23 protein-coding genes are annotated in these 25,863 nt (G+C 68.0%); 15 read left to right on the top strand and 8 right to left on the bottom strand.

The genetic code is table 11. The features are described 5' to 3' along the window. Nucleotides 1–369 precede the first annotated feature (369 nt). The 9 genes from FHT98_RS13950 to FHT98_RS13910 all read left to right on the top strand — a co-directional run bounded on the left by FHT98_RS13950 (nucleotide 370) and on the right by FHT98_RS13910 (nucleotide 9,105). On the top strand, nucleotides 370–549 hold the full coding sequence (locus FHT98_RS13950) for a Flp family type IVb pilin (protein ID WP_142114401.1): 180 nt from the start codon (nucleotides 370–372) through the stop codon (nucleotides 547–549). 140 nt (nucleotides 550–689) lie between these two features. Continuing rightward, nucleotides 690–1,202, top strand: coding sequence for an A24 family peptidase (locus FHT98_RS13945; RefSeq protein ID WP_142114400.1), 513 nt, complete (start codon nucleotides 690–692; stop codon nucleotides 1,200–1,202). A gap of 124 nt (nucleotides 1,203–1,326) precedes the next feature. Then, on the top strand, nucleotides 1,327–2,100 hold the full coding sequence (gene cpaB, locus FHT98_RS13940) for a Flp pilus assembly protein CpaB (protein ID WP_061971703.1): 774 nt from the start codon (nucleotides 1,327–1,329) through the stop codon (nucleotides 2,098–2,100). Next, complete coding sequence (locus FHT98_RS13935; RefSeq protein ID WP_142114399.1) at nucleotides 2,097–3,536, top strand: type II and III secretion system protein family protein; 1,440 nt, start codon at nucleotides 2,097–2,099, stop codon at nucleotides 3,534–3,536. The genes cpaB and FHT98_RS13935 overlap by 4 nt, the downstream gene beginning before the upstream one ends. A 34-nt stretch (nucleotides 3,537–3,570) precedes the next feature. Next, a complete protein-coding gene (locus tag FHT98_RS13930) occupies nucleotides 3,571–4,317 on the top strand; it encodes a CpaD family pilus assembly protein (RefSeq protein WP_142114398.1) in 747 nt (248 codons plus the stop codon). Then, the gene (locus tag FHT98_RS13925; RefSeq protein ID WP_091857268.1) at nucleotides 4,317–5,582 is read left to right on the top strand and encodes a CpaE/TadZ family protein; all 1,266 of its coding nucleotides are present in this window, start codon (nucleotides 4,317–4,319) and stop codon (nucleotides 5,580–5,582) included. Before FHT98_RS13930 ends, FHT98_RS13925 begins: the two co-directional genes overlap by 1 nt. Before the next feature lie 80 nt (nucleotides 5,583–5,662). Next, on the top strand, nucleotides 5,663–7,114 hold the full coding sequence (locus FHT98_RS13920) for a CpaF family protein (RefSeq protein ID WP_061971699.1): 1,452 nt from the start codon (nucleotides 5,663–5,665) through the stop codon (nucleotides 7,112–7,114). A 27-nt stretch (nucleotides 7,115–7,141) separates the two neighbouring features. Continuing rightward, the gene (locus tag FHT98_RS13915; RefSeq protein ID WP_061971697.1) at nucleotides 7,142–8,119 is read left to right on the top strand and encodes a type II secretion system F family protein; all 978 of its coding nucleotides are present in this window, start codon (nucleotides 7,142–7,144) and stop codon (nucleotides 8,117–8,119) included. A gap of 8 nt (nucleotides 8,120–8,127) precedes the next feature. Beyond that, on the top strand, nucleotides 8,128–9,105 hold the full coding sequence (locus tag FHT98_RS13910; RefSeq protein ID WP_061971695.1) for a type II secretion system F family protein: 978 nt from the start codon (nucleotides 8,128–8,130) through the stop codon (nucleotides 9,103–9,105). A gap of 205 nt (nucleotides 9,106–9,310) precedes the next feature. Here FHT98_RS13910 and FHT98_RS13905 read toward each other — a convergent pair whose 3' ends face one another. The 6 genes from FHT98_RS13905 to FHT98_RS13880 all read right to left on the bottom strand — a co-directional run bounded on the left by FHT98_RS13905 (nucleotide 9,311) and on the right by FHT98_RS13880 (nucleotide 15,559). Then, a complete protein-coding gene (locus FHT98_RS13905) occupies nucleotides 9,311–9,781 on the bottom strand; it encodes a YHS domain-containing (seleno)protein (protein ID WP_142114397.1) in 471 nt (156 codons plus the stop codon). 4 nt (nucleotides 9,782–9,785) lie between these two features. Next, entirely contained in the window at nucleotides 9,786–10,271 is a 486-nt protein-coding gene (locus FHT98_RS13900; protein ID WP_142114396.1) for a DUF6789 family protein, read from the bottom strand. Nucleotides 10,272–10,291: 20 nt separating this feature from the next. Continuing rightward, nucleotides 10,292–11,689, bottom strand: coding sequence for a tetratricopeptide repeat protein (locus FHT98_RS13895; RefSeq protein ID WP_142114395.1), 1,398 nt, complete (start codon nucleotides 11,687–11,689; stop codon nucleotides 10,292–10,294). A 70-nt stretch (nucleotides 11,690–11,759) separates the two neighbouring features. Beyond that, entirely contained in the window at nucleotides 11,760–12,956 is a 1,197-nt protein-coding gene (locus FHT98_RS13890; protein WP_142114394.1) for an OpgC family protein, read from the bottom strand. Next, nucleotides 12,956–14,584 carry a thiamine pyrophosphate-binding protein gene (locus FHT98_RS13885; protein ID WP_248309220.1) on the bottom strand — a complete coding sequence of 543 codons (1,629 nt, stop codon included), beginning with the start codon at nucleotides 14,582–14,584 and terminating at the stop codon, nucleotides 12,956–12,958. The genes FHT98_RS13890 and FHT98_RS13885 overlap by 1 nt, the downstream gene beginning before the upstream one ends. 96 nt (nucleotides 14,585–14,680) lie before the next feature. Then, nucleotides 14,681–15,559 carry a CE1 family esterase gene (locus tag FHT98_RS13880; RefSeq protein WP_142114393.1) on the bottom strand — a complete coding sequence of 293 codons (879 nt, stop codon included), beginning with the start codon at nucleotides 15,557–15,559 and terminating at the stop codon, nucleotides 14,681–14,683. Between the two features lie 154 nt (nucleotides 15,560–15,713). Here FHT98_RS13880 and FHT98_RS13875 point away from each other — a divergent pair, with 154 nt between their 5' ends. Next, on the top strand, nucleotides 15,714–16,286 hold the full coding sequence (locus tag FHT98_RS13875; RefSeq protein ID WP_248309219.1) for a sigma-70 family RNA polymerase sigma factor: 573 nt from the start codon (nucleotides 15,714–15,716) through the stop codon (nucleotides 16,284–16,286). Nucleotides 16,287–16,373: 87 nt separating this feature from the next. Then, entirely contained in the window at nucleotides 16,374–17,015 is a 642-nt protein-coding gene (locus FHT98_RS13870) for an NrsF family protein (RefSeq protein WP_142114392.1), read from the top strand. A gap of 285 nt (nucleotides 17,016–17,300) precedes the next feature. On the opposite strand, the gene FHT98_RS13865 is transcribed toward FHT98_RS13870, so the two are convergent. Further along, nucleotides 17,301–18,203: a tetratricopeptide repeat protein gene (locus FHT98_RS13865; protein ID WP_142114391.1), complete on the bottom strand. Its 903-nt coding sequence runs from the start codon at nucleotides 18,201–18,203 to the stop codon at nucleotides 17,301–17,303. A 176-nt stretch (nucleotides 18,204–18,379) separates the two neighbouring features. On the opposite strand from FHT98_RS13865, the gene FHT98_RS13860 reads away from it, so the two are divergent. The 3 genes from FHT98_RS13860 to FHT98_RS13850 all read left to right on the top strand — a co-directional run bounded on the left by FHT98_RS13860 (nucleotide 18,380) and on the right by FHT98_RS13850 (nucleotide 21,145). Then, nucleotides 18,380–19,750 (top strand): leucyl aminopeptidase family protein, encoded by a 1,371-nt coding sequence (locus FHT98_RS13860; protein ID WP_248309218.1) that lies wholly within the window; start codon nucleotides 18,380–18,382, stop codon nucleotides 19,748–19,750. A gap of 142 nt (nucleotides 19,751–19,892) precedes the next feature. After that, nucleotides 19,893–20,246, top strand: a complete 354-nt coding sequence (locus FHT98_RS13855; RefSeq protein ID WP_091857277.1) for a MarR family winged helix-turn-helix transcriptional regulator — start codon at nucleotides 19,893–19,895, stop codon at nucleotides 20,244–20,246. Between the two features lie 41 nt (nucleotides 20,247–20,287). After that, nucleotides 20,288–21,145, top strand: a complete 858-nt coding sequence (locus FHT98_RS13850) for a C40 family peptidase (RefSeq protein ID WP_142114390.1) — start codon at nucleotides 20,288–20,290, stop codon at nucleotides 21,143–21,145. A 1-nt stretch (nucleotide 21,146) separates the two neighbouring features. Here FHT98_RS13850 and mutS read toward each other — a convergent pair whose 3' ends face one another. Further along, on the bottom strand, nucleotides 21,147–23,870 hold the full coding sequence (mutS, locus tag FHT98_RS13845; RefSeq protein WP_142114389.1) for a DNA mismatch repair protein MutS: 2,724 nt from the start codon (nucleotides 23,868–23,870) through the stop codon (nucleotides 21,147–21,149). A gap of 103 nt (nucleotides 23,871–23,973) precedes the next feature. Here mutS and FHT98_RS13840 point away from each other — a divergent pair, with 103 nt between their 5' ends. Further along, nucleotides 23,974–25,806, top strand: a complete 1,833-nt coding sequence (locus FHT98_RS13840) for a methyl-accepting chemotaxis protein (protein WP_185745158.1) — start codon at nucleotides 23,974–23,976, stop codon at nucleotides 25,804–25,806. Nucleotides 25,807–25,863: the final 57 nt, after the last annotated feature.

Below are 25,863 nucleotides of genomic sequence, written 5' to 3'. Positions count from 1 at the left end.
TGAATCAAACCCTAAGCGCGCGACGAATAGCGATTTCACGCCGCGAGGCACAACTTGTCGCAACGGAACAGCGACCGGCACCAGCGTCGATTGCCGAGCGCCTCAAAAATAAATCAACGAGTCAGGATCAATTAAACACCCTGTTTACCGATAAAAACCCCCACGCCTGGCTTTATTCATAAGCTCACCGCGGTCTTAAGCCTGCTAAATCGAGTGTTAACCACAGAAAAAACCGAGCGCGAAACAAGCCAATTCTTCGATCCGCTTAACCGATCAGCAAGGCGAGCGGGCTAATGTCGTTCCTGTCGCTGACCGAAGCCACCTCAGAGCACAGGCAGCCGTCAAACCGTGGTGTAAAGGAGATCCAGCATGACCAATCTTTTCGCTCGCTTCGTCAAGGACGAGTCCGGCGCCACCGCCATCGAGTACGGCCTGATCGCCGCTCTGATCGCCGTCGGCATCATCATCGCCGCCACCAATCTCGGCACCGAGCTCAGCAGCATCTTCCAGCGTATCGCGAACAAGCTGCAGAACACCACGGTCTCCTGATCGTCGGTACCTTACCGATATGTCGGCAAACGCCCCGGTCATCCCGGGGCGTTTTTCTTTTCATGCTGCGTTTTATGCGGTCGCCGTAAGGGTTTGGTGAGGCATTTGCGGCATCATCGTTCCGTAGCGGAGGAAGTGTCATGACCCTGCCCCACATCGTCATGCTCGGCGTATTTCCCTTCGCCATGGCCTATGCCGCCGCCAGCGACCTGGTCTCGATGACGATCTCGAACCGGCTCTGCCTGTTCCTTGTCGCGGGTTTCGCGGTCTGCTGCGTCCTGTTCGGCCTGAGCCCGGCCGCAATCGGCTGGCATCTCGCAGCGGGTGGGCTTGTCCTTGTGATCGCCTTCGGCCTGTTCGCCGCCGGATGGATCGGTGGCGGCGACGCCAAGCTCGCTGCCGCGACCGCGCTCTGGTTCGGCTTCGATCAATTGATGCCCTATCTGCTCATGGCATCCTTCCTCGGCGGCCTGCTGACCATCCTCGTCCTGCGGCTGCGATCGCGCCCCCTGCCGGCCTTCGCCGAGAACTGGAGCTGGATGCGCCGGCTGCACGCCGCCAACGAGGGCGTCCCCTACGGCATCGCGCTGGCCTTCGCCGCGCTGCTGGTGCTGCCGGATACGACGATCTGGCACGCCGCGATCGGCGTCTGAAAAGCGCCGCGGACGTAACGGAAGCGAATTTCAAAAATATACGTCCAGTTAACCATAAGTTGACGTTTCCAGACGACGATCCGGGACGAGAGCCAATCACGCTTGGCTGAGGGTCGACCGTCAAATGAGTCCCGCACGCATCATCATTCTCGTGGTCGCACTCCTGGCAGGGCTGGGTGCAGCGCTGCTCGTCCAGAGCCCCAAGGCCCCCGCACCCGTCGCGAAGATCCAGCCGGCGCCGACCGTGCCGGTCCTGGTCGCGGCGGCCGAGATTCCCGTCGGCAATACGGTGACGGCCAACGACCTACGCTGGCTCGACTGGCCGCTGGCCAGCGTGCCGGCCGGCGTCATCCGCAAGGACGAAGCGCCCGAAGCCGAGAAGGAGATCATCGGGCAGGTGTCGCGCTACGCCACCCTCGGCGCCGAGCCGATCCGCCGCGAGAAGCTGATCAAGACGGACGGAACCGGCTTTCTCTCGGCCGTCCTGCCCGCGGGCATGCGCGCCGTCGCGATCTCGACCGACAGCCGCGGCGCCAACACCGCCGGCGGCTTCATCCTCCCCAACGACCGCGTCGACGTGATCTCCACCGAGCGCGGCGAAGCAGCGGGCGGCCAGGAATCCTACGCCAGCGAAGTGATCCTGCGGAACATCCGCGTGCTGGCCATCGGCCAGAACGTGCAGGAACGCAACGGCGAGAAGGTCGTGGTTGGCGAAACCGCCACGCTGCAAGTCGAGCCCGGGCAGGTCGAGAGCCTGGTCCAGGCCCAGAAGACGGGCACGCTCTCGCTCGCCCTGCGCAGTCTCAAGGATGCCAACGAAACCGCGCCACCGACCCAGGCAGACAACTCCATGACGCTCGTGCGCTACGGTGTGACCTCGAAGAGCGTGAAGCCATGATCAGATCTTCTCTCCGCATCGCGACGGCTCTCGCGCTCGCCCTCGCCGCCGGCAGCGTCGCCGCCCAGTCGAGCAGGAGCGGCCCCGCTCCCGTCATCAATGTCGGCTCGAGCGAGAACGCGATCTCCCGCAAGCTCGACCTCTCGATCGGCCGCTCGCTCATCGTCGAGCTGCCGCGCGACGCCAAGGAGGTCTTCGTCGCCAACCCGAAGGTCGCCAACGCGGTCGTCCGGACGGCACGCAAGCTTTTCGTGATCGGCATCGCCGACGGCGCGACCTCGATGTTCGTGATGGATGGCGACGGCCAGCAAATCACCGCGCTCGACATCAATGTCGGGCGCGACCTCAACGTTCTCAGGCAGACGCTGCGCACGGCGCTGCCGAACGCGCAGATCGAGATCAAGCCGGCGGGCGATTCGATCCTGCTCGTCGGGACGGTGCCCGATGCCTCGGATGCGACCCAGGCCGTCGACATCGCCAAGGCCTTCGTCGGCAGCGACGCGACAGGAAAGAGCGGGACGGTCATCAACTCGCTGACCATCCGCGACCGCGACCAGGTGATGGTGAAGGTCACGGTGTCCGAGGTCTCGCGCAAGGCGATCAAGCAGCTCGGCATCAATTCCAGCGGCGAATGGAAGCTCGGCAACTTCTCCATCACGCCCTCGATCGACAACCCGTTCTCGCTCTCGCCGCAGGCCTTGTCCGCCTCGGCGATCGGCGCCGGCATCGGCAACTCCCAGAACTTCACGCTGCGCGCCCTTGAACGGGCCGGCATGGCGCGCGTCCTCGCCGAACCGACGGTGACCGCGATCTCGGGCGAGAGCGCGAAATTCACGGCCGGCGGCGAGGTCCCGATCCCGACCGGCTACACCTGCGACCCGTCCAAGGCCGTCTGCTCGCTCGGCGTCTCCTACAAGCCCATCGGCGTCGCCCTGAACTTCACGCCGATCGTGCTCTCGGCCAACAAGATCAGCATGCGCATCGCGACCGAGGTCACCGAACTCGACTTCGAGAACCAGATCGTGCTCCAGGGCGGCTCCGGCCAGCCGACCGTCACCGTCCCCGCCTTCCGCGTGCGCAAGTCCGACACCACGGTCGAGCTGCCATCCGGCGGCACGCTGGCCACCGCCGGCCTGATCCAGCGCGTCTCCAAGAGCTCGATCAACGGCCTGCCCGGCCTGATGAACCTGCCGATCATCGGCGTGCTGTTCCGGTCGCGCGACTACCAGCGTGAGGAGACCGAGCTGATGATCACGGTCACGCCCTACATCGCCAAGCCGATGCAGCCGACCGAGGTCCAGCGACCCGATGACGGCTTCGTCGAAACGCACGACTCCCAGGCGATCCTGCTCGGCCGCCTGAACAAGATCTACGGCAGCGGCGGCGGCCCGGTTCCCCAGGCCTACAAGGGCCGCGTCGGCTTCATCGCCGACTAAGCGCCCGGCGACAACGATGATGGATGGCCCGACCATGACGGTTTCCCACCGGAACGACTCGACAGGACCGCGCCTGATCGTCGCCGTGCTGGCGCTCGGCGCCATCCTCGGCGGCTGCGCCAAGCGAACGGCGGAGAGCGACACGCTCGCCTTCGGGCCGGACGACGTGCGCGAGCGGCACCCGATCGTCCTGCGCGACGCCCCCCGTTCGCTCGACGTCTTCGTCGGGCGTTCCGGCGGCAGACTCGATATCAGGCAGGCCGAGGATGTCGCCAGCTTCGCCCGCGAATTCCGCCGCTCCGGCAAGGGTGGCCTGGTGGCCGAGGTCCCGACCGGAGCCCACCGCGACCATGCGACCCAGGATACGCTGAACGGCATCCGGGCGGCCTTGTCGCGCGGCGGCGTTTCGCCCGGCATCCTCAGCGTCCGCGGCTACCCGGTTCAGGATCCGGGCCTGGCCTCGCCGATCCGCCTGACCTTCGCCTCGCTCCAGGCGAGCGTGCCGCATCGCTGCGGACAATGGCCGACAGACCTGGGCAGCTCCGAGTTCAGGTTCTCGTCCTCGAACGCACCCTACTGGAATCTCGGCTGCTCCTCGCAGGCGACGCTGGCCGCACAGGTGGCCGATCCGATCGATCTCGTCCGGTCGCGCGACGAAGGCCGCCCCGACATCGTCAAGCGCATGGGCGCCATCACGAAGATCCGCGAAGGCAAGGACCCCTCGACCCAGTACCGGCAGGCGACGCCGCAGATCAACTCCACGGTCGGAGGCGGCAACTGATGCATTCCGAAACCCGCGAGAATTCGGCGATCGAGCTGCCCAGCGACGAGACCATCGCACCGTTGCCGCGCATCACGCTGCAGGCCTTCTGCGAAACGCCGGCCATTGCCGCGACCATGCAGGCCGCGGTCGCCGACCGGCGCATGGACAAGGCGCATGCCCGCGTCCAGATGGGCGGCCCGGCTGCCGCCGTCGAGGCCTTCCGCTCGGCCCCGACGCCCAACATCATCGTGCTCGAAGCCGTGGCAGACCCGGCGACGCTGGTCTCGCATCTCGAATCGCTGTCCGAAAGCTGCGACGCCGGCACCAAGGTCGTCGTGATCGGCCATGTCAACGACGTCCAGCTCTATCGCGACCTGATCCGGCGCGGCGTCAGCGAGTACCTGATCGCGCCGCTGGAGCCCCTCGACGTCCTGCGAACCCTGTCGGAGCTCTATGTCGCCCCGGAGGCCCGCAATCTCGGCCGCGTCATCGCGGTGATGGGCGCCAAGGGCGGCGTCGGCGCTTCGACGGTCGCGCACAACGTCTCCTGGGCGATCGCCCGCAATCTCGACGCCTCGACCGTCATCGTCGATCTCGACATCGCCTTCGGCACGGCCGGCCTGAACTTCAACCAGGACCCGCCGCAAGGCATCGCCGAAGCCGTGTTCGCACCCGAGCGCCTCGATTCCAACCTGCTTGACCGGCTGCTCTCGCGCTGCAGCGACAACCTCGCGCTGCTCGCCGCCCCGGCCGTTCTGGACCGGACGATCGATCTCGACGAGGAGGCGCTCGAACAGCTCCTCGATCTGCTGCGCGCCAGCGTGCCCTGCATCATCCTCGACGTGCCGCACCAGTGGGGCGCCTGGGTCAAGCGCACCGTGCTCAGCGCCGACGAGATCGTCATCGTCGCCGAGCCGGAGCTCGCCTCCCTGCGCAACGCCAAGAACCTGATCGACCTGTCGCGAGCGACGCGGCCGAACGATGCCGTCGCCCGGCTCGTCCTCAACCGGGTCGGTGTCCCGAAACGGCCGGAGATCAATGCCGGGGAGTTCTCGAAGGCGCTCGGTATCGACGTGCTCAGCACGATTCCGTTCGACGCCCACCTGTTCGGCACCGCCGCCAACAACGGCCAGATGATCGCCGAGGTGCAGGCCGGGAGCAAGGCGACCGAGGCCTTCACCCAGATCGCCAGCGCCCTGACCGGACGCGGCGAAGCCAAGCGGGGCCGGCGCAGCCTGCTCGAACCGTTCGTCGCGAAGCTGAAGCGCCGCAAGGCCTCGTGACGGGCAGGAACCGACGATGACGGGACGATGCCCGCTCACCAGGCAAGAGACCGGCCCGGACCGGGCGGGAGAGTGACGAGATGTTCGGCAAGCGATCCGCAGGCGCAGGTCACGCGCCCAATCTGAGCGCAAGGGCGCCCGCGGCCATGCCGGCTGCGCCGCGCAGCAAGCCCGAGCCGGTTCAGACCGCCGCGGAAGAGCGCAGGATCACGCCGGTCGCCGAGACGGCCCCGCGATCCGAAGACTACTACCAGATGAAGAGCACGATCTTCGGGGCGCTGATCGAGGCCATCGATCTGTCGCAGCTCGCGAAGCTCGACGCCGAATCCGCCCGCGAGGAAATCCGCGACATCATCAACGAGATCATCTCGCTGAAGAATGTCGTGCTGTCGATCGCGGAGCAGGAGGAACTGCTCGACGACATCTGCAACGACGTGCTCGGCTACGGACCGCTCGAGCCCCTGCTGGCCCGCGACGACATTGCCGACATCATGGTCAACGGCGCCGGCCGGACCTTCATCGAAACCGCCGGCAAGATTCAGCTCACCAACATCCGCTTCCGCGACAACGCCCAGCTGATGAATATCTGCCAGCGCATCGTCAGCCAGGTCGGCCGCCGCGTCGACGAAAGCTCGCCGATCTGCGATGCGCGCCTCGCCGACGGCTCGCGCGTCAACGTCATCGCGCCGCCGCTGGCGATCGACGGCCCGGCCCTCACCATCCGCAAGTTCAGGAAGGACAAGCTGACGCTCGACCAGCTCGTCAAGTTCGGCGCGATCTCGCCGCCGGGCGCCGAGCTCCTCAAGATCATCGGGCGCGTCCGCTGCAACATCGTCATCTCCGGCGGCACGGGCTCGGGCAAGACGACGCTGCTCAACTGCCTGACCAACTATATCGACCATGACGAGCGCGTTATCACCTGCGAGGACGCCGCCGAGCTCCAGCTCCAGCAGCCGCATGTGGTGCGGCTCGAAACCCGCCCGCCCAATCTCGAAGGCACCGGTGCGGTGACGATGCGCGATCTCGTCAAGAACTGCCTGCGCATGCGCCCCGAGCGCATCATCGTCGGCGAGGTGCGCGGACCCGAGGCCTTCGACCTGCTCCAGGCGATGAACACGGGCCATGACGGCTCGATGGGCACGCTGCACGCCAACTCGCCGCGCGAGTGCCTAAGCCGTATCGAATCGATGATCACCATGGGCGGCTTCTCGCTGCCCTCGAAGACGCTGCGCGAGATGATCTGCTCCTCGGTCGACGTCATCATCCAGGCCCAGCGCCTGCGCGACGGCTCGCGCCGGATCACCCACATCACCGAGGTGATGGGCATGGAGGGCGAGGTGATCACGACACAGGATCTGATGCTCTACGATATCGTCGGCGAGGATGCCGCCGGCAAGCTCATCGGCCGGCACCGCGCCACCGGCGTCGGGCGGCCGCGCTTCTGGGAGCGCGCGCGCTATTTCAACGAGGACCAGCGCCTCGCCGCCGCTCTCGACCAGCTCGAAGATGCGGGCGTCAGCAATGCCGTCTGAGCGGAAGGCCTTACCGGGAGGCGGGGCATGAACACGAGCACGCTCGCCGTCGCCCTGCTCGCCATGTTCGCCGTCGGCGGCGTGGTCTATGCGCTGTTGTATCCGACGCTGAGCGGCCAAAAGCGCGCCGAGAAGCGACGCAAGGAATTCGCCGGGCCGAGCACGGTTCGCGGCATCGACCGGGAGGCACAGGCGCGCCAGAAGCGCGGCCAGGTCGCGCAGAGCCTCAAGGAACTCGAGGACCGCGAGAACGCGCGCAACAAGGTCCCGCTCGAGCAGCGCATCGCCCAGGCCGGACTGACCTGGACCGCCAAGAAATATTACGCGATCAGCGCGGGCGTCGCGGCCGTGCTCGGGCTCACGCTGTGGCTCGCGAGCGGAACCTGGGTCCTCGGTCTCGCCGGTCTCTTCATCGGCGGCTTCGGCATCCCCGCCTGGTTCCTGAAACGCTGCAAGATCAAGCGACTGAAGAAGTTCGGGGCCGAATTCCCCAACGCGCTCGACGTCATCGTGCGTGGCATCAAGGCGGGCCTGCCCGTCAACGACTGCCTGCGCATCATCGCCAACGAGGCGGTGGAGCCGGTGAAGAGCGAGTTCAGAATGATCATCGAAGGACAGGCGCTGGGCCTGCCGCTGTCGGAGGCCACGGTCAAGCTGTTCGAGCGGATGCCCTGTGCCGAGGCCAATTTCTTCGGAATCGTCATCGCCATCCAGCAGAAGACCGGTGGCAACCTGTCCGAAACCCTCGGGAACCTCTCGCGCGTGCTGCGCGAACGCCGCAAGATGCGCGACAAGATCCAGGCCGTGTCGACGGAGGCGAAGGCCTCGGCGGCGATCATCGGATCGCTGCCCCCGATCGTGGCATTCCTCGTCTGGCTCACCACCCCGAAATATATCGAGCTTCTCTGGATCACCAATTCCGGCAAGGTCGCGCTGGTCGCGAGCGGCCTGTGGATGCTGATCGGCATCCTGGTCATGCGCAAGATGATCAACTTCGAGATCTGAGGCGGACGATGATTTCCCAGATCGCCAGCGCCGTCACCAATCCGCAGTTCATGATGGGCCTGCTGGCCGCCATCGCGGCGGCCGCGACCGTGCTCACGATCGCGATTCCGCTGACCGAGGGCAACAGCCTCCAGAAGCGGATGAAGAACGTCGCGACGGAACGCGAGAAGATCCGCGCCCGCGAACGTGAACGGCTCAACCGGCAGAACGAGAAGGTCTCGCTGCGGCAGGAGCCGAAAGCCTACATGCGGCGCATCGTGGAGCGGTTCAAGCTGGGCGACTGGCTCGGCACCGAAAACGCCAAGAAGCAGCTCGCCATGGCCGGCTATCGCGGCCCCCAGGCCGAGATCACCTTCCTTTTCTTCCGTCTCGCCGTGCCGGTCGGGCTGTTCCTGCTAACACTGTTCTACGTCTTCGCCATCAACGGTTTCGGCCAGCCCTTCGCGGTCAAGATCGCCATGGCCATCGCCGGCGCCTATATCGGCATCAAGGCGCCGGAGGTCTTCCTGACGAACCAGGCCGGCAAGCGGCAGGCGTCGATGCGCCAGGCCTTTCCGGATGCGCTCGACCTGCTGCTGATCTGCGTGGAAGCCGGCATGTCGATCGAGCATGCCTTCCGGAAGGTCTCCGGCGAGATCGGCAATCAGTCGGTTCCGCTGGCGGAGGAATTCGCGCTGTGCACCGCCGAGCTCTCCTATCTCTCCGACCGCCGCATCGCCTACGAGAACCTCGCGCTCCGCACCGGCCTCGAAAGCGTCCGGTCGGTCTCGACGGCCCTGATCCAGGCCGAGCGCTACGGCACGCCGCTGGGAACCGCACTGCGCACGCTCGCACAGGAAAGCCGTGACCAGCGCATGAACGCGGCCGAGAAGAAGGCGGCCGCGCTGCCGCCGAAACTCACGGTGCCGATGATCCTGTTCTTCCTGCCAGTGCTGTTCGTCATCATCATGACGCCCGCGCTGATTCAGGTCTTCAAGTGGAAGTGAGGTCGATCGACCGCCATGCCTGTCGGGTCTCATTCAAGATGAGACTGTCTCGCTCACGGTGAGACTGGAGCATGCGCGAATCTCACGCGGGTGAGATCGATAGGCCGCTAGTACACGCCAAAAACCCCCGCAATTACAGTTGTTGACCTGATTTCAAACGCATCAGGCCTTGAAGGAGATTTCTGGCGCGGAGCTCTCATGCAACCTAACGGATATCCTTCGTCGTCAAGCGCGGCCAGCTGCCGTCAGCGCGGGCGATATAGGTCCTGGTCCGCCCCAGCCAGGTCTTCCGTACGCTCAGGTCGTAGTTGAGGTAGAGCCGTCCATCGACGATCGACCAGGCTTCCGGCTCGATCTTCACGAGATACCCCCGCGAAGTCCCATAGGCGCAGAAGCCGCCATAGGCCGGCAGGTAGCGCTGCGGATCGGCCTCGAACAGTGCCTTGTGCTCGGCGCTGACGAAACGCCAGGTCGCACCGCCATAATGGGCCGCGAATTCCGGCTTGCCGAGCCGCGGACCTCCGTCGCGAAAATAGGCGACGGGATCGTAGCCGCGGATCGCGACGCCATCCGGCGAGCCGAGCGTGTTGACCGGGCGTCGAGCCTCGGCGCGGACCTCGCCGCCGGCAGCGAGCGTCGCCGCGGCGAGACCGATGAAGGCGCGTCTGTCCAGCATGGCGTCACCTCTCGCGCGCTTCCAGAGCCTCGAAGACATAGGCCGCGAGATAGCCGTAGAGCGCGTGGCCGATGAGGCTCATGAAGGAGAGGCGCGGCACGTCGTTCAGCAGGAAATGCTGCCCGGCGAGCGGCGCGAAGAAGGCGAGCGCGATGAAGTAGGTGATCACGCCCCAGATCCAGCCATCGGCCGGCATGCCGAAGCTCTTCACCCGGCGCGTCAGGATCCAGTAGCCGAGCGGATAGAACAGGAAGCCGGTGACGAAGTGCAGCAGCTTGGCGGTCGGCGTCGAGATCGTCAGGCCGAGCTGATGATAGAAGAGCGACTTCACCAGCTCCGGCGGTTCCAGCGGAAATTCGGCGAACCAGGCGGTCGGTACGGCCGAGAACAGTTCCCAGAAGCCGAGGCCGGCAAAGCCGCCGAGAGCCAGGTTGATGACGGTGCGGGTCGAGGGCAGCGCGAAGCTGCGAGTCATGGTCGTGGTGGTCATGGCAGGGGGCCTTTCCGGTGTCAGTGGGCGATGGCAAGCGGGGTGGAAGCGATGGCGAGGCCTGCGAGCCGCCCGGCTCTGCTGCCGTGCAACTGCGCCAAGCGGCGGGCGGCGAAGAGATTGGAGCCGCCGCGGCGCCTGAGGCGCTCAGTGAGGATTTCGGCGGCACGCTCGTGCTCGTCGGCGCGGATCAGGCTCTCGGCATAGGCCTGCTCGAACAGGTCACGCTGGGCATGGCTGCCGCCGATCGCGATCAAGCCGTTGCGGGCTGAGCCGAGCAGACGGACGGCCTCGTCATAATCGCCCTCATGGAAGGCGATCAGCCCGAAGGCAGCCAGCCCGCCATGACGGGCAGCATCGCGCCGCTCGCTGCTGGGATGCGCTTCCGCATCCTCGATCAGGCTGCGGGCGATGCTCTCGGCCCCGTTGGCATGGCCGGCGCCGAGCAGGGACAGCGCGTAGTGCAGATCGGCAAAGACGAGACGGCCGTCATGGATGCGCCCCTCGGCCTTGGCAGCCAATTCTTCCCAGCGATCGCCGATATCGACGCCGGCATAGTCGAGCCGGGCGAGCAGCGAGGCGCCGTTGGCGATGTCGCGGTAATCGTCGGTCGGCTCGGCCCGGATCTCCTCGTCATAGAGCCGCAGCACCTCGGCGGTCTCGCCGCGTTCCAGACGGAACAGCGCGAGATGCCAGAAGATGTGGAAGCGCAGGTTGTTGGCGTGGGCAACCTCGCGCCCGTCGCCGAGCCAGACGATGCCCTCGTCGGTGCGCCCCGTCATCTCCAGCACATGGGCGACGGCGTGGCGGCCCCAGGCGTCGCGCGGGCTCAAGGCGACGGCACGACGACCGATACGCTCGGCCTGCGCATAGAAGCCGCGCTCCTCCAGCGCGAAGGCATGGCAGCCATGGACGAAGCCGGCGAGCGGATGGCTCTCGCCGAAGCCTGGCGCGAAACGGTTGAGCGTCGCGAGCATCTCGCCCTGGTCGCCGAGCATGAAGCGCAGCCCATGCGAGAGCTTGAGCGCCAGAACGTCGAAGGGATGGGCGAGGAGGATCGCCTCCAGCCGTTCGGCCGCCCGGCGCGGCTGATCGTCGAGCCAGAACGCCAGGGCCTCGACGATCATCGTTTCGCGCCGCGTCACCGGCCGCAACAGCGCCGCCGCGCGCGCTCTGAGCAGGCACTCGCGGGCCGGAGCGACAAGCTCGGCACGGGCCAGCGAGAGCAGCATCAGCCCCTTGGCGGCATGGGCCAGCGCGAAATCCGGGTCGGCTGCGAGCGCCCGGGCGAGATGCTCGGGCGTCGCGGCGGCATGGGCCATCAGCGCTTCGAGCATGTCGTTCCAGGCGAGGCGCGCGGCGTCGTTGAAGACGGTGATGCGATCGCCGGAGAGGTCGTGATGAACGGCATAAGACATGGGCTGCTCCATTGCCGCGCCGGTGAAGGGCGCTCGTCAGGGAGTTCGCAACGGCGCGATCAAGCGGCGTTCAACTCGCTTCACGGACCCGTGTTGTCAGCGGGGCCTGCGCGGCCGGTTCGCTCAGCGGCCCGGCGAGTGGCCTGCGCCCCGGGCCGGCCCATGGCGCGCTCTTGAACCAGCCGACCACGAGCGCGGTGACGAGGATCAGCGCGAAGCCAGTGAGATTGAGCGCCGCCACGATAGGCTCGCTGCGCCCGGCCATATCAGCGATCGTGCCCAGCAGCCGCGCCAGCACGACGCTCGCCAGGAAACACGCGAGCGACTGCCGCCCGATCAGGATGAGCAGATGGCCTGCGCCGCGATCGAGCCGGTCCCGCCAGGGCTCGATCAGGCTCAGCACGAGATAAGCCAGCGCCAGGAAATGCAGCACGCGCAGGATATGCAGGTCGCTCTTCTCGCTGGCCGGGATGACGAGATCGCGAGCCGCTTGCGCCAACGGCCAGTGTTCCAGGACGCCCCAGAAGGACAGCGGCACCGAAAGCAGGAGGAAGAGCGCGGCCGCCAGCATCAATCGCCGGTCACCAAGCGGGGGCATCGGCAGCCATTTCATGGCGATGAAGAAGCCGATGAAGAAGATGAACTGCCAGGCGAACGGATTGAGGAACCAGCCGGCGCCGTTCCACGGGTTGCCGGAAAGATTGAGGCCGGTCGCCCAAACCGCGGCATAGAGGGTTGCCGCGATCAGGAGCGGCAGGGCGGCATGGAGCCGACGCCCGAGCATCATCACGGGCACGAGCGCCAGGATGACGAGATACATCGGCAGGATGTCGAGATAGTCCGGCTGCCAGGACAGCGTGGCAAGGCCGAGCAGAGCGTTCTCGGGATCGGCGAGCAGCGGCTGGAACTGCTGCGCGACCACGGCGAGGCCGAGGAACCGGTCCAGCGCGGCGGCGAGCGCGATCAGCGCCAGCACGAGGCCGATCTGCGCCCAGTAGACCTGCCAGATCCTGTAGGCGATGCGCGCCGTACCCAGCCGCCACCCGCGACGCGTGAAGACGCTGCCGAAGGCGAGCGCGCTAGCGATGCCGGAGCAGAAGACGAAGAGCTCCGCGCCGGAGGAAAAGCCGAAGCGCGCGGGAATCCAGCCGTTCCAGCTGTTCTCCGGCAGATGCGCGACGAAGATGATCAGCATGGTCAAGCCGCGAAAGAGGTCGAGTCGCTCGTCGCGAGGCCGCTTCGCGGGAGCGGTGGAGGCTGCGGCCATCAGAACGCTCCCTCGTAGCTGGAAGCGTCGATGCGGCAGGCGAGCACAGTGAAGCGATCGCGGCGGAAGGCCGCCTCCGCCTCGCGCGCCAGCGATTCGCGGTCGTCGATCGTGGCGCCGTGCCCGCCCATTGCGCGGGCGATGGCGGCGAAATCGGTCTCGCCGATATCGACGCCGGCGCGGACCAGGCCGAGCTGGCGCTGCTTCAGCGCGATCAGCCCGAGCGCCCGATCGACGAGCGCGACGACGATCACCGGCAGGCCGAGATCGCGCAGCGTCGCCAGCTCGCCCAGCACCATTTCGAGCCCGGCATCCCCGACGAAGCACAATATCGGCCGGCCGGAGCCCCGCGCCGCGCCTATCGCCAGCGGCAGGGCGCAGCCCATGGTGCAGAATCCGCTCGATTGCAGCAGGCGGCGCGGGCCGTCGCAGCCCCACATCTGGCTGAGCAGGATGCGGTGCGCCCCGGAATCGGCGGTCGCGATGATGCCGGCCGGCGCGGCCCGGCGCAGCGTCTCGAAGACCGCATGCGGCCCCCATCCGTCGGGAGCGGCGAAGGCGGCGCGGAAGGCCCTACGGATCGCGGCAGGCTCATCGTCCGGCCAGCTTGCCTTCGCCACCCGCTCTTCCGAGAGCCTCGTCAGCGTCATGCCGACATCGCCTTCGAGCAACAGGCTGGAATGATGCATGCCGTGCTGGATCGGCTCCGCAACGATATCGATAACGGGCGTGCCGGCCGGCCAGGGGTTTCGCCAGCCCTGGCGCATCTCGATCGGGTCATAGCCGGCGAGCACGATCAGGTCGGCGGCCTCGATCAGTGGGCGGACGATTGCGTCGGCCCTGGGCGAAAGGCCGACGGCCCCGATCACGCGCGGGTCATCCTCCGGCACCAGTCCCTTGGCCTTGTAGGTGGTGAGCAGCGGCGCGCCGGTGCGGGTCAGGAACTCGTCGAGCGCAACCGCTGCGCCGTCCTGGCCGACAAGATCGAGTCCCGCGATCACCAGAGGGCGCTGCGCGGTGGCGATCAGCGCTTGCGCAGGCCGAAGATCGGCCGGGACGGAAGGCGCCACGAAGAGCACGGCTGGCGCCGTACGCCTGATGGTACGGGCTTCCGCGACCGAGATCGGCAGGTCGATATGGACCGGTCCCGGCCGCCCGCGCCGGGCTATGGCGACGGCCTTGGCCACGACAAGGTCCTCGGTGCCCGGCGCGATACGGAAGCTCGCCTTCACCAGCGGGCGCAGCACGGCCTGATGATCGAAGACCTGATGCGTGTAGCTCTCGGCCAGAGCCTGGTCGACGCAGCCGGTCACGACGATCAGGGGCACGCGGTCCTGCTGGGCATTGGCGACGACATTGACCGCATTGGCGACGCCAGGACCTAGCGTCGCGACCAGCACGGGCAGCGCGCCGGTCGCATGCCAAAGCCCTTCCGCCATGAAGCCGGCCGCGTTCTCGTGCCGCGCGAGCTGGAAGCGGATTCCAGCGCGTTCGAGCGCATCGACCAGCGCCAGCACTTCGCCGCCTGGGATGCCGAAGGCATGGGTCGCGCCGGCCGCCGCCAACCGGGCCGCCAGGAGATCGGCACCGGTCACGAATTCTTCCGGATCGGCTCCAGTCGACTCCACGGCCGCTATCCGTTCGTGACGCATCGTCTCTCTCCGCCTTGCCGCAAAAGCGGCTCTGCGGGAGAGATCGCGCGGGAGCCCGGTTTGGTTACACGATCACGGAGACGTGAGACCGGCAGCCGAGGCAGGCGGCCGCATCGTCAGGCGCCAGGCGCGTTCGACCCAGGCAGCGTCTGCGACATGGCCACCGCCATGCAGGCAGAGCTCCAGCCGCGCCGGGCTGCCACAACCGGTCGCGACGCGGCAGGTCAAGTCTTCCGGCTTGAGAGCGGCGCGGGCAGCTTCCGCCCAGCCTGCGGTACAGCCGCCCGGCGCGAAGACCGCGAGGCTCTTGAAGACATCGGCCTGCCGGGAGCCCTGCCGCAGGGTGCGGCCGGCGAGCGGCACGGTCGTGTCGCTCATGCCATGGACATGGATCAGCGGCGGGCGCGGACCTGCGCAGCTTTCCGGCACCGGCTCCCAGAAAGCACCCGCGATCGGCGCGAAGGCAGCAAAGCGCCCGGGCATCCGGCAGCCGAGATACCAGACCATCGAACCGCCCTGCGAAAAGCCGCTCGCAAGGATGCGGCCGGCATCGATGGGAAAGCGCGCGGCGACATCGTCGAGCACCTGTCCGACGAAGACGAACTCATCGCGATGACGGGCAGGCGAGCCAGGATAGGACCATGAGCGCCCGGCGCCGTCGGGCGCGATCAGCGCGACGCCAAGACGTCGGGTAACAGCGACGAGGCCGGCATCGGCGATCACCTCCTCGGCCGAACCCTGATAGCCGTGGAAGTACATGATCGCGCCGACCTTCCGCCCTGCCGACGCCTGCGGCGGCAGCACGATGCGATAACGGCCGCTCGCCACGCTGCAGCCTGCATCCGCAGGGCAGGCATCGTGGGACTGGACAGGGGCGAGCGTCTGCGCAGCGGCCGACGCCATCAGGACGAAGCCGGCCAGCGCACCGACGAGCCCTAGCCTCGATGCCATTTGCGATCTCTCCGCTGCTTCGCTGAAGCCTGCCCTTGCGCGCGAGCGTAGCCGGAGCGCGCCGGCGCTTCACCCGGCCATCGCGGGCTTGTGAGCCGGCCCCGGCCATGCAACGGACTTGCGTTGCGAATCCCCCTGCGAACAAGCGCAAGACGTGTCGCTGCAAGAGCTCGAAACCCAGCTCCGACCGATCTTCCTCGCGGCCCTTGCCGGCGATGCCGCGGCCTATCGCCTGTTCCTCGACACGATCAGCCTGCGGCTGCGCGGCTATCTCCGCCAGATGCTCGCCCGTGCCGGTCGGAGCGAGGCGAGCGAGGCCGAGGACGTGCTGCAGGAAACCCTGCTGGCGCTGCACCTGTCGTGCCACACCTACGACGCCGCGAGCCCGGTGACGGCCTGGGCGCATGCGATCGCGCGCTACAAGCTGGTCGATCATCTGCGCCGCTCCGGCCGCCATGTCGGAGCCCTGCCGCTCGAGGACGAAGCCCATCAGCTCGCAGGCCCTCCGGAGAGTGCCGCGGTCGACGCAAGGCTCGATCTGGCACGCGCGATGGAAGCTCTGCCGGAGCGCACACGGCGCCTGATCGATCAGGTCAAGCTCCAGGGCACCAGCGTCGCCGACGCCGCCACCGCTGCCGGGATGACGGAAACGGCGGCCAAGGTCGCGATCCATCGCGGCCTTCAGGCCATGGCACAATTCCTCTCGAAACGGAGGAAACAACCATGACGATGTGCATCAGGCATCGACGCGCCGTAACCTTTCGCCGGCTCCGCGCGAACTCCCCTTGAACCGGACCATCTTCGAAGATCGGACATGCAGACCGACGATTTGATCTCCCTGATGAGCATGGACAGCCGGCCGGTGGATAGCGGCTGGCTGCGCCGCACGACCTGGCTCTCGGCATTCGCGGCGCTCGCGGCAACCGCCGGGCTTGTCCTGCTGACGCTCGGAACCAGGCCCGACCTCGCAAGCGCCTGGACGACGCTGCCGGTCATCGCCAAGGCCGCATTCGGCGCCAGCGTCGCGGCCATTGCGCTCGTGCTGTTCCAGAGCAGCCTGCGGCCCGGCCTGAAGCCGGCGCGGCACCTGCCGCTCGTTGCGCTCCCGCTGCTGGCTGCTGCTGGCTGGGCCCTCCTGACGCTGGCGCAGGCGCCGGCCGAGCAATGGCATGCCTTGATCTTCGGCCGCTACTGGCGAGCCTGCCTCATTGCGGTACCGCTCTACGCGCTGCTTCCGCTCGTCGTGCTTCTGCTGCTGGCTCGCCGCGGCGCACCGGTCGACAGCGCCTTGACGGGGGCCTGCGCCGGCCTCGCCTCCGCCGGGCTCGCCACGATCGCCTACAGCCTGCACTGCCCGGACGATACCGCGCCCTTCCTGGCGACCTGGTACACGATCGCGACCGCGATCATGACCACGTTCGGCGCGCTCATCCTGCCACGTTTCCTGCGCTGGTGACGCGAATGCGCACGGTGCACCAAAACGATGCTCTGACTTCCAGCAATTGTCGTCGCCGCTGGTACGGAGGGCCCTGCACGCGTGCGGAAGAACTGCGTCTGCTTATGGCGCGGGCAGCCCTGTTTCCTTAAAGACCCGCCGTCTGGGCAACAACCGTTCGCAGCGCTGCTCGGTGCCGCACCAAGCTCCGGTCGCCACTTCCAGCATGTCTCGACAGCGTCTTCGAGACGGCCCGGATACCAGCGCCGGGCTTTTTTGAACCCGCCGATCCCTGGAAATGGCAGTTCAGGCGGACGGAGTTGCGGCCGGCGGGGAACCCGCTCCCCGCGCCGGCGGCGGCTGCCTGGCGGGCGACTGGGCCTGGCCCGACTGGGACTGGCCATTCTTGCTGCCCTTCAGCATCTCCCAGCTGTTGCGCTGGCTGACGCTGCGCTTGAGATAGGCGATCGTCTGGGCGGCTTCGGCCGGGCTCTGGTCGCGCCGCGCCCAGGTCTCCGCCTCCCCGAAGCGGCCCTGCAGGCCGAGGACCAGGACGAGGTTCTGACGGACGCGGGCATCGGCGCGCTCGGAGGCCGCGGCCTCGGCGAGGATGCGCTCGGCCTCCGGCAGATTGCGCGAGAGGGCGAGCGACAGCCCGTAGTTCGACATGATCGTCGGCTCGTTGGGAGCGAGCTTCAGCGCGGACTGGTAGATCTGCTGGGCACGGGTGTGATCGCCCAGCTGATCGGCGACCGTGCCTTGCGCCGACAGGATGCGCCAGTCGGGGCGCTCGGGCGAATGCGCCCGCGAGAGAACGTCGTCCGCCTCCCGCAGGCGCCCGTTATCGGCGAGCGAACGGCCATAGGCGCCAAGAAGCTCGCGATCGTTCTGGTGGATCAGGACGGCGCCCTGAAGCACGGCCAGGGCCTGTGCGTTCTGGTCGAGGCTGCGCAGCGCGCGCGCATAGTAGAAGGCGGCGTCCCGGTCCTTCGGATTGGCGTCGTAGCGCTTCGCCCAGGTCTCCCGGTCGGCCTGCCAGCCCGCCGCCGTACGCGGCTGGCTCGCCTGGCTGCGGCCGATCGAGCCGGTGATGTCGCCCGGGCCGCCGCGCCCCTGGCAGCCCGCCAGGACGAGCGCCGCAAGGCAGACCGCGAGGCCGAGGCCGGCCCGCGAGCCGCGATGGGCCACGGGAGCGGACAGGGGCTGCATCGAGGCTGCAAGGCGGACTGAGGAATGGGGCCGGGCTAAAGAAGACATGGGCCGGATCGCCTCCCGAACACGGGTCGTCTGGATGGGTTTGTCTGGTCGATCCGGTGATAAAGCGTTAACCCTAATGCATTCTTAATCGCCGCCCCGATGCTCCCGCTCGAAATCGAACACCGCTCGTGCACAGCCTCCTGACCTCGACCGCCGCAGGCATTCCCGTTCACGCCGTCTCGACCGGCACATGGCCCGCCCTTCTGGACCAGTTATCGCCGGCCAACCGCAGCTTTGCCCTCGCCCAGGGTTTCGCCGGCCGTGCCGGCCAGCATTGCCTGCTGCCGGATCCGCAAGGGGCCATCGCGACCGTCCTGTTCGGCGTCGACACCACCGGGCGCCGACCCGATCCGTTCGCGCCGGGCCGCCTCGCCGCATTGCTGCCGGCCGGCGACTACACGCTGTCCGGCGCTATCGACGATCCGGCACTGGCGACGCTGGGCTGGCTGCTGCAGGGCTATCGCTTCGATCGCTACCGCAAGCCGAACCCGGCCCGCGCCCGGCTGGTCGTACCCGACGGCGTCGACGGCGAGGAAATCAGCCTGATCGCCGAATCCGCGATGCTGGCGCGCGACCTCGTCAACACGCCGGCCAACGAACTCGGGCCGGGCGAAATCGAAGCGGCGATCCGCGGACTCGCGGCCGAATGCGGCGCGACGGTCGCCAGCATCGTCGGCGACGACCTGATCGCCCGCAACTTCCCGATGATCCATGCCGTCGGCCGCGCCTCAACGCGTGCGCCGCGGCTCGTCGACCTGGTCTGGGGCGACCCTGCCCATCCCAAGGTCACGCTCGTCGGCAAGGGGGTCGCCTTCGACACGGGCGGGCTCAACCTCAAGCCCGACGCCTCGATGCTGCTGATGAAGAAGGACATGGGCGGCGCGGCGGCGGCGATCGCGGCGGCGCGGATGATCATGCTGGCGAAGCTGCCCGTGCGGCTGCGGCTGCTGGTGCCGGCCGTCGAGAATTCCGTGTCCGGCAACGCCTTCCGGCCCGGCGACGTGCTGGCGAGCCGCAAGGGCCTCTCGGTCGAGATCGGCAACACCGATGCCGAAGGCCGGCTGATCCTGGCCGATGCGCTGGCGCTGGCCGACGAGGAGGCACCCGAGCTGCTCGTCGATTTCGCGACGCTGACCGGCGCCGCGCGGACCGCGCTCGGCCCGGACCTGCCGCCGTTCTACACGCATGACGAGGGCCTCGCCGCCGAGATCGCGCGGCTCGGCATGGCCGTGAACGACCCGGTCTGGCGGCTGCCGCTCTGGCCGCCCTATGACGGCCTGCTCGATTCCAAGATCGCCGACGTCAACCATATCTCCACTGGCGGTATGGCCGGCTCGGTCACGGCAGCCCTGTTCCTCAACCGCTTCGTCGAGAAGACGCAATCCTATGTCCATTTCGACATCTATGCTTGGAATCCCTCGGCCAAGCCGGGGCGGCCGGAGGGCGGCGAATGCCAGGGCGCGCGGCTGATCCATGCGCTGGTGAAACAGCGTTTTTGATCCCGCATCGGCTGGTCCGAAAACCGGTCTCCACTTTTCGGGCCGATGCTTCATCCGCGCGGTTAAGGCTGATCAGCAAAGGCGATTGCGCGGCAGCCCCGCCGGGATAATGATACGGGTCCGTAACGATCTGGACCCGTTCATGCCCCTGGAGATCAGGCCTTCGCAGGCGCTCAAGCTGTGGCGGCAGGTGCATCTCGATCTGGTGCGGGATCATGATGCCGATCTCTCGGCCCGCCAGACCGCGATCCTGCTCACCGTCTACCTCGAATTGCCGCCGCATACGGTGCGGGGGCTCGCCCAGCAGCTCGGCGTGACCAAGCCGGTGATCACCCGCGCCCTCGATACGCTCGGCAAGCTCGGCCTGCTGACACGCAAACGCGACGAGGCCGACCGCCGCAATGTCGTGATCCAGCGCACCGTCGCCGGGGCGCTCGCCGTCGAGCGCCTGGCCGATCTGGTGACAGAGCATGCCAGGGAGATCGGCGGAAGCTGAGGCCCCTCCCGAACCGTCTCCCGCCACGCTAGATTGCCGCCATGACCGCGATTCTCGACCGCCGTATCCATGCCTTCCGCCCCGATCTCGCAGCGCGCGCGCTGACGGGCCAGGTCGAGGCCGCCCGCTTCGCCGATCCGCAACCGATGCGCATCGTCGCGGCCTCCGCCCCAGTACGGCGTGAACCGCGCCCCGATGCCGCGCTCGATACCGAGGCGCTCGCAGGCGAACTGGTTGAGGTCTATGAGCGCGAGGAGGGCTGGGCCTGGGCGCAGCTCGCCCGTGACGGCTATGTCGGCTACATCCCCGACGATGCCTTGCGCCCGGACCAGCCGGCGCCCACGCATCGCGTCGCTGGCTTGCGGACCTTCGTCTATCCCGGCCCCTCGATCAAACTGCCGCCGCTCACCGCGCTCTCGCTCGGCGCCAATGTCGCCGTGGTCGAAAGCAAGGGCGATTTCGCGGTTCTGGCCGATGGCGGCCATGTCTTCGCCGCCCATCTCGCGCCGCTCGACCAGTCGGAGCCGGATTTCGTCGGGGTCGCCGAGCGCTTCGTCGGCGTACCCTACCTCTGGGGCGGCAAGACCAGCCTCGGGCTCGACTGCTCGGGGCTGACGCAGCTCAGCCTCGCGGTGGCCGGGATTTCCGCGCCGCGCGATTCCGACATGATGGAAGCGACGCTCGGCCGCCCGGTCGAACTGCGCGAGGATCTATCGGGACTCCAGCGTGGAGACCTGATCTTCTGGAAGGGCCATGTCGGCATCCTGACCGCCCCCGACACGCTGCTCCACGCCAGCGGGCATGTGATGAGCGTCTACCGCGAGCCGCTGCGCGAGGCGCGAGACCGCATCCGCGCCAAGAGCTTCGGCGAGATCACCAGGATCAAGCGACTGGACTAACTCAGCCCAACCCCTTCAGGCGGTAGAGCGCTTCCAGCGCCTCGCGCGGAGTCATCTCGTCCGGGTCGATACCGGCCAGAGCCTCACGTAAACCGTCCGGCTCGCCTTCGACAGCGACCGGCGCTGGCCGGCGCTGCGGCACGGCGAAGAGCGGGAGGTCGTCGACCAGCGAAGCCACCGGCTTCTCGCGCTCGGTCTTCTCCAGTTCGCCGAGGATGGCGCGCGCACGCTCGACCACGGCCGGCGGGAGGCCAGCGAGCTTGGCGACCTGGATGCCGTAGGAGCGGTCGGCCGCGCCCGGCACGACCTCGTGCAGGAAGACGACCTCGCCCTTCCATTCGGTGACGCGCACGGTGGCGTTGGCGACGCGGTCGAGCCGGTCTCCGAGCGCCGTCAGCTCGTGATAGTGGGTCGCGAACAGGCTGCGGCAGCGGTTGATCTCGTGGAGGTGCTCGATCGCAGCCCAGGCGATCGAAAGGCCGTCGAAGGTCGCGGTGCCGCGCCCGATCTCGTCGAGGATGACCAGCGCGCGCGGGCCGGCCTGGTTCAGGATCGCCGCCGTCTCGACCATCTCGACCATGAAGGTCGATCGCCCGCGCGCGAGGTCGTCGGCGGCGCCGACGCGCGAGAACAGCCGGTCGACGATGCCGATATGCGCGGAGGTCGCCGGCACGAAGGAGCCCATCTGGGCGAGCACCGCGATCAGGGCGTTCTGGCGCAGGAAGGTCGATTTACCCGCCATGTTCGGGCCGGTGATCAGACAGATGCGCCCGCCCTTGGCCTCGCCGCCCGGCGGCGACAATTCGGTGTCGTTGGCGACGAAGGGTTTCCCGTCCCGCTTCAGCGCGGCCTCGACCACGGGATGGCGGCCGCGCTCGATGGTGAAGGCAACGCCGTCATCGACCTGCGGGCGGCTCCAGCCCTCGCGGGTGGCGAGATCGGCCAGCGCCGCAGCGACATCGAGCTCGGCCAGCGCCAGCGCCGCGGCCTTGATCGGTTCGGCCTGGGCGAGCACGGCCTCGCAGAGCGCGGCGAAGATCGCGAGTTCGAGCTTCAGCGCCCGGTCGGCGGCGGAGGCGATCTTGGCTTCGAGCTCGCCGAGCTCGACCGAGGAAAAGCGCATCGCGTCGGACATGGTCTGGCGATGCACGAAGGTCGCGCGCCAGGGATCGCGGAGGAACTCCTCGCCGGCTGCCTGCGGCACCTCGACGAAATAGCCGAGCATGGCGTTGTGCTTGATGCGCAGCGTCCGGCAGTTGGTCTCGGCGGCGTAACGCGCCTGCAACTGGGCGATGACCTTGCGCGAGTCGATCTGGAGCAGGCGCAATTCGTCGAGCGCGGGATCGAATCCCTCGCGCACGAAACGGCCGTCGCGGCGGTTGAGCGGCAATTCGTCGGCCAGCGTCGCATTGAGGCGCACCGGCAGATCGGGATCGCTCTCGCCCAACGCTCGCATGGCGCGGGCCAGCTCGACCGGAAGCTCGCCTCGCCGGACGAGCAGCGCCGCGATCGCGCGGGCCGCATCGAGCCCGGCACCGAGCGCCGCGAGATCGCGCGGGCCGCCCCGGTCGAGCGAGAGGCGCGCCAGCGCGCGGGCGACATCCGGCACCTTCTCCAGGGCGGAACGCAGATCCTCGCGCAAGCCGGCATCCGCGACGAGCAGCTCGACCGCATCATGGCGCGCCGCGATGGCGGCGGAGTCGGTCAGCGGGCCGGCGAGGCGTTCGGCCAAGAGGCGCGCTCCGCCCGGCGTCACCGTGCGGTCGATGGTGGCGAGCAGGCTGCCCTGGCGCTCGCCACTGAGGGTGCGCGTCAGTTCGAGATTCGCGCGCGTCGCCGCGTCGATCAGCATCGTCGCCGAGCCGGCATCGCGCACCGGGGCCGAGAGCGGCGGGCGGGCGCCGAGCTGGGTGCGCTCGACATAGGCGAGCGCCGCACCGGCCGCGGCGATCTCGGCCCGCGTGAAGGCACCGAAGGCATCGAGCGTGGCGACGCCGAAGAATTCCTTCAGGCGCCGCTCGGCCGAGGCCGCGTCGAGTCCGTCACGGGCGAGCGGCGTCACCGGAACCGCGATCTCGCGCCAGAATTCCTTGAGCTCGGGATCGTCATGGATCGCGTCCGGGCAGACGATCTCGCGCGGCTCCAGGCGCGAGAATTCGATGGCGAGCCGTTCCTGCGGCGTCTCCATCACGGTGAAGCGGCCGGTCGAGATGTCGATCGCCGCGAGCCCGTAGAGGGAGGCCGATTCTCCGGTCTTGCGGCGCGCGACGGCGACCAGCAGGCTGGCGCGGCCGGGTTCGAGCAGGCGCTCCTCGGTGATGGTGCCCGGCGTGACGAGGCGCACCACGTCGCGCTTCACCACCGACTTGTTGCCGCGCTTCCTGGCCTCGGCCGGATCTTCGGTCTGCTCGCAGACGGCGACGCGATGGCCGGCGGCGATCAGGCGCTGGAGATAGTCGTCGGCACGCTCCACCGGCACGCCGCACATCGGGATGTCGTCGCCCTGGTGCTTGCCGCGCTTGGTCAGCACGATGCCGAGGGTGCGCGAGGCGATCTCCGCGTCGGTGAAGAACAATTCGTAGAAATCGCCCATCCGATAGAAGAGCAGGCAGTCCGGGTTGGCGGCCTTGATCTCGACGTACTGCGCCATCATCGGCGTGACGCGGTCGGCGGCCGCAGCCGGGGGCGCGGGACGGGCGGGTTCGGAAGAGGAATTCTGGCGCATTGCGCGGCACGCTAGCAAAATGCCCGGGCAAGGCCATCCGTTAGGACGGCTTTCAACAATTGAAAGCAATATTCGGGCGCCGAATCGGGCCAGGGCCTCCACATTGCTGCTGATCAATCTCGCCGAGAGCCTGTTCTTCCTGCTGCTGGCGGGACTGCTGCTGACCGTCGCGACGCCTCGGCTCAATGACCGCTCCTGGCTGCGTCAGGTCATTGTCGGCGTGCTGTTCGCGGCCGGCGCCCTCGTCAGCATGGGCAACCCCTTCGAGATCATGCCCGGCCTCGTCGTCGATTCGCGGAACAGCTTCGCGATCCTCGCCGGCCCGGTCGGCGGACCGATCGCCTCCGTCCTGACGGCTGCGCCGCTCGTCGTAATGCGTTATCTCAGCGGCGGCGTCGGCATGGTGACGGGCATCACCGGCATCCTCGCCCGCGCCGCGATCGGCATCGCCTATGCCCTGTGGCTGGCGCGCCGCCGCCGGCCGCTCGGCATCGGTGATCTCGCCGCGCTGAGCGCCATCGACGCCCTCATCCTGATCGCCTCGGTGGGCTTCATCCCCGGCGCGGCCGGCGAGCGCTTCCTGCGCGAAGCCGTGCCGGTGATGATCCTGGTCGGAACGATCGGCATCTTCCTGACCGGCATCATCGTCATCAACGACAGCGAAAGACGGGAAACGGCCTATCGGCTGCGCACGCTGATCGATCGCGCGCCCGGCACGCTCTACCAGCGCATCGTGCGACCGGACGGCACGCTGACCTATCAGTTCGCCTCCTTCGCCATCGACAGGCTGCTCGGCATCACCAGGGAAGAGGTTGAACGCGACCCGGAGATCTGGCTTGGAAAACTCGTGCCGGAGGATCGCGCCCGCTTCGAGCAGCAGCGCCGCGACCAGCAGGACACCGAGACGCTCTGGCGCTTCGAGGGACGCTATCACGCGCCCGACGGCGGTATCGTCTGGCTGCGCAGTGAATCGACCAAGCGGCGCCTGCGTGACGGAACGCTGGTCTGGGACGGCATCCTGCTCGACGTGACAGCCGAGAAGACGCTGGAAACCCGCCGCGGCGAGATCGAGACGCTGCGCAAGACGACCCTCGACGCGCTGGCCGGTGATCTGGAGCGAACCGTCGGCAAGGCGCTCCGCGATGTCGGCGCCTCGCTGCGCGGCATGCACGATGCTGCCGGCCAGATGGTCGAGAACGCCAACAAGACGACTCAGCGCGCCGAAAGCGTGACGCAGGAGGCCGGCAGCGCCTCGCGCCGGATCGGCAGCGTCGCGATCGCGGCCGAAGAGATCGAGGCCTCGATCCGCGAACTCACCCAGCAGACCAGCCATGCTGACGACACCGTGCGCGCCGCCGCATCCTATGTCCGCAGCACGCGCAGCGACGTCGCCGGGCTGACGGAAGCCGCCGACAAGGTCCGCGCCGTGCTCGACTTCATCGAGGAGATCGCGGCCCGCACCAACCTGCTCGCCCTCAACGCGACGATCGAGGCGGCCCGCGCCGGGGCGGCCGGACGCGGCTTCGCGGTGGTGGCCGGCGAGGTCAAGACGCTCGCCGAGCAGACGCAGAAGGCGACCCGCGACATCGCCGCGACGCTGGCCGATATCCGCGGCGCCGCCGCGGCCGCCTTCGAGGCCGTCGCCCATATCGAGGGCACGATGACGACGATCGAGCAGACCTCGGGCGCGATCGCCGCCGTCGTCAGCCGCCAGGCCGGCATCGCCTCGACGATCGCCACCGATGCGCAGGCCGTCGCGCTGAGCGCCGACACCGTCACCACCAATGTCGGGGCCGTCGGCGCGGAGGCACGCGTCACCGGCGATGCCGCGATCCATGTCGCGGAGGCTGCCCGCAAGGTCGACGAGCAGGCCGAGGCGCTCGACCGCTATGTCGCGGATTTCGTGCGCAGCGTGCGCACCGCCTCGCAGACCTGACCCGCCCGGGATATCCCTTCGCCACGACAAGAGTTCTGTGAAGCACTCGCCGCTTGT

Source organism: Allobosea sp. AK1, assembly GCF_006714945.1.
GTDB classification, from domain to species: domain Bacteria; phylum Pseudomonadota; class Alphaproteobacteria; order Rhizobiales; family Beijerinckiaceae; genus Allobosea; species Allobosea robiniae.
The sequence above is the reverse complement of the archived record's forward strand: the minus strand, read 5'-3'. Positions and strand labels throughout refer to the sequence as shown.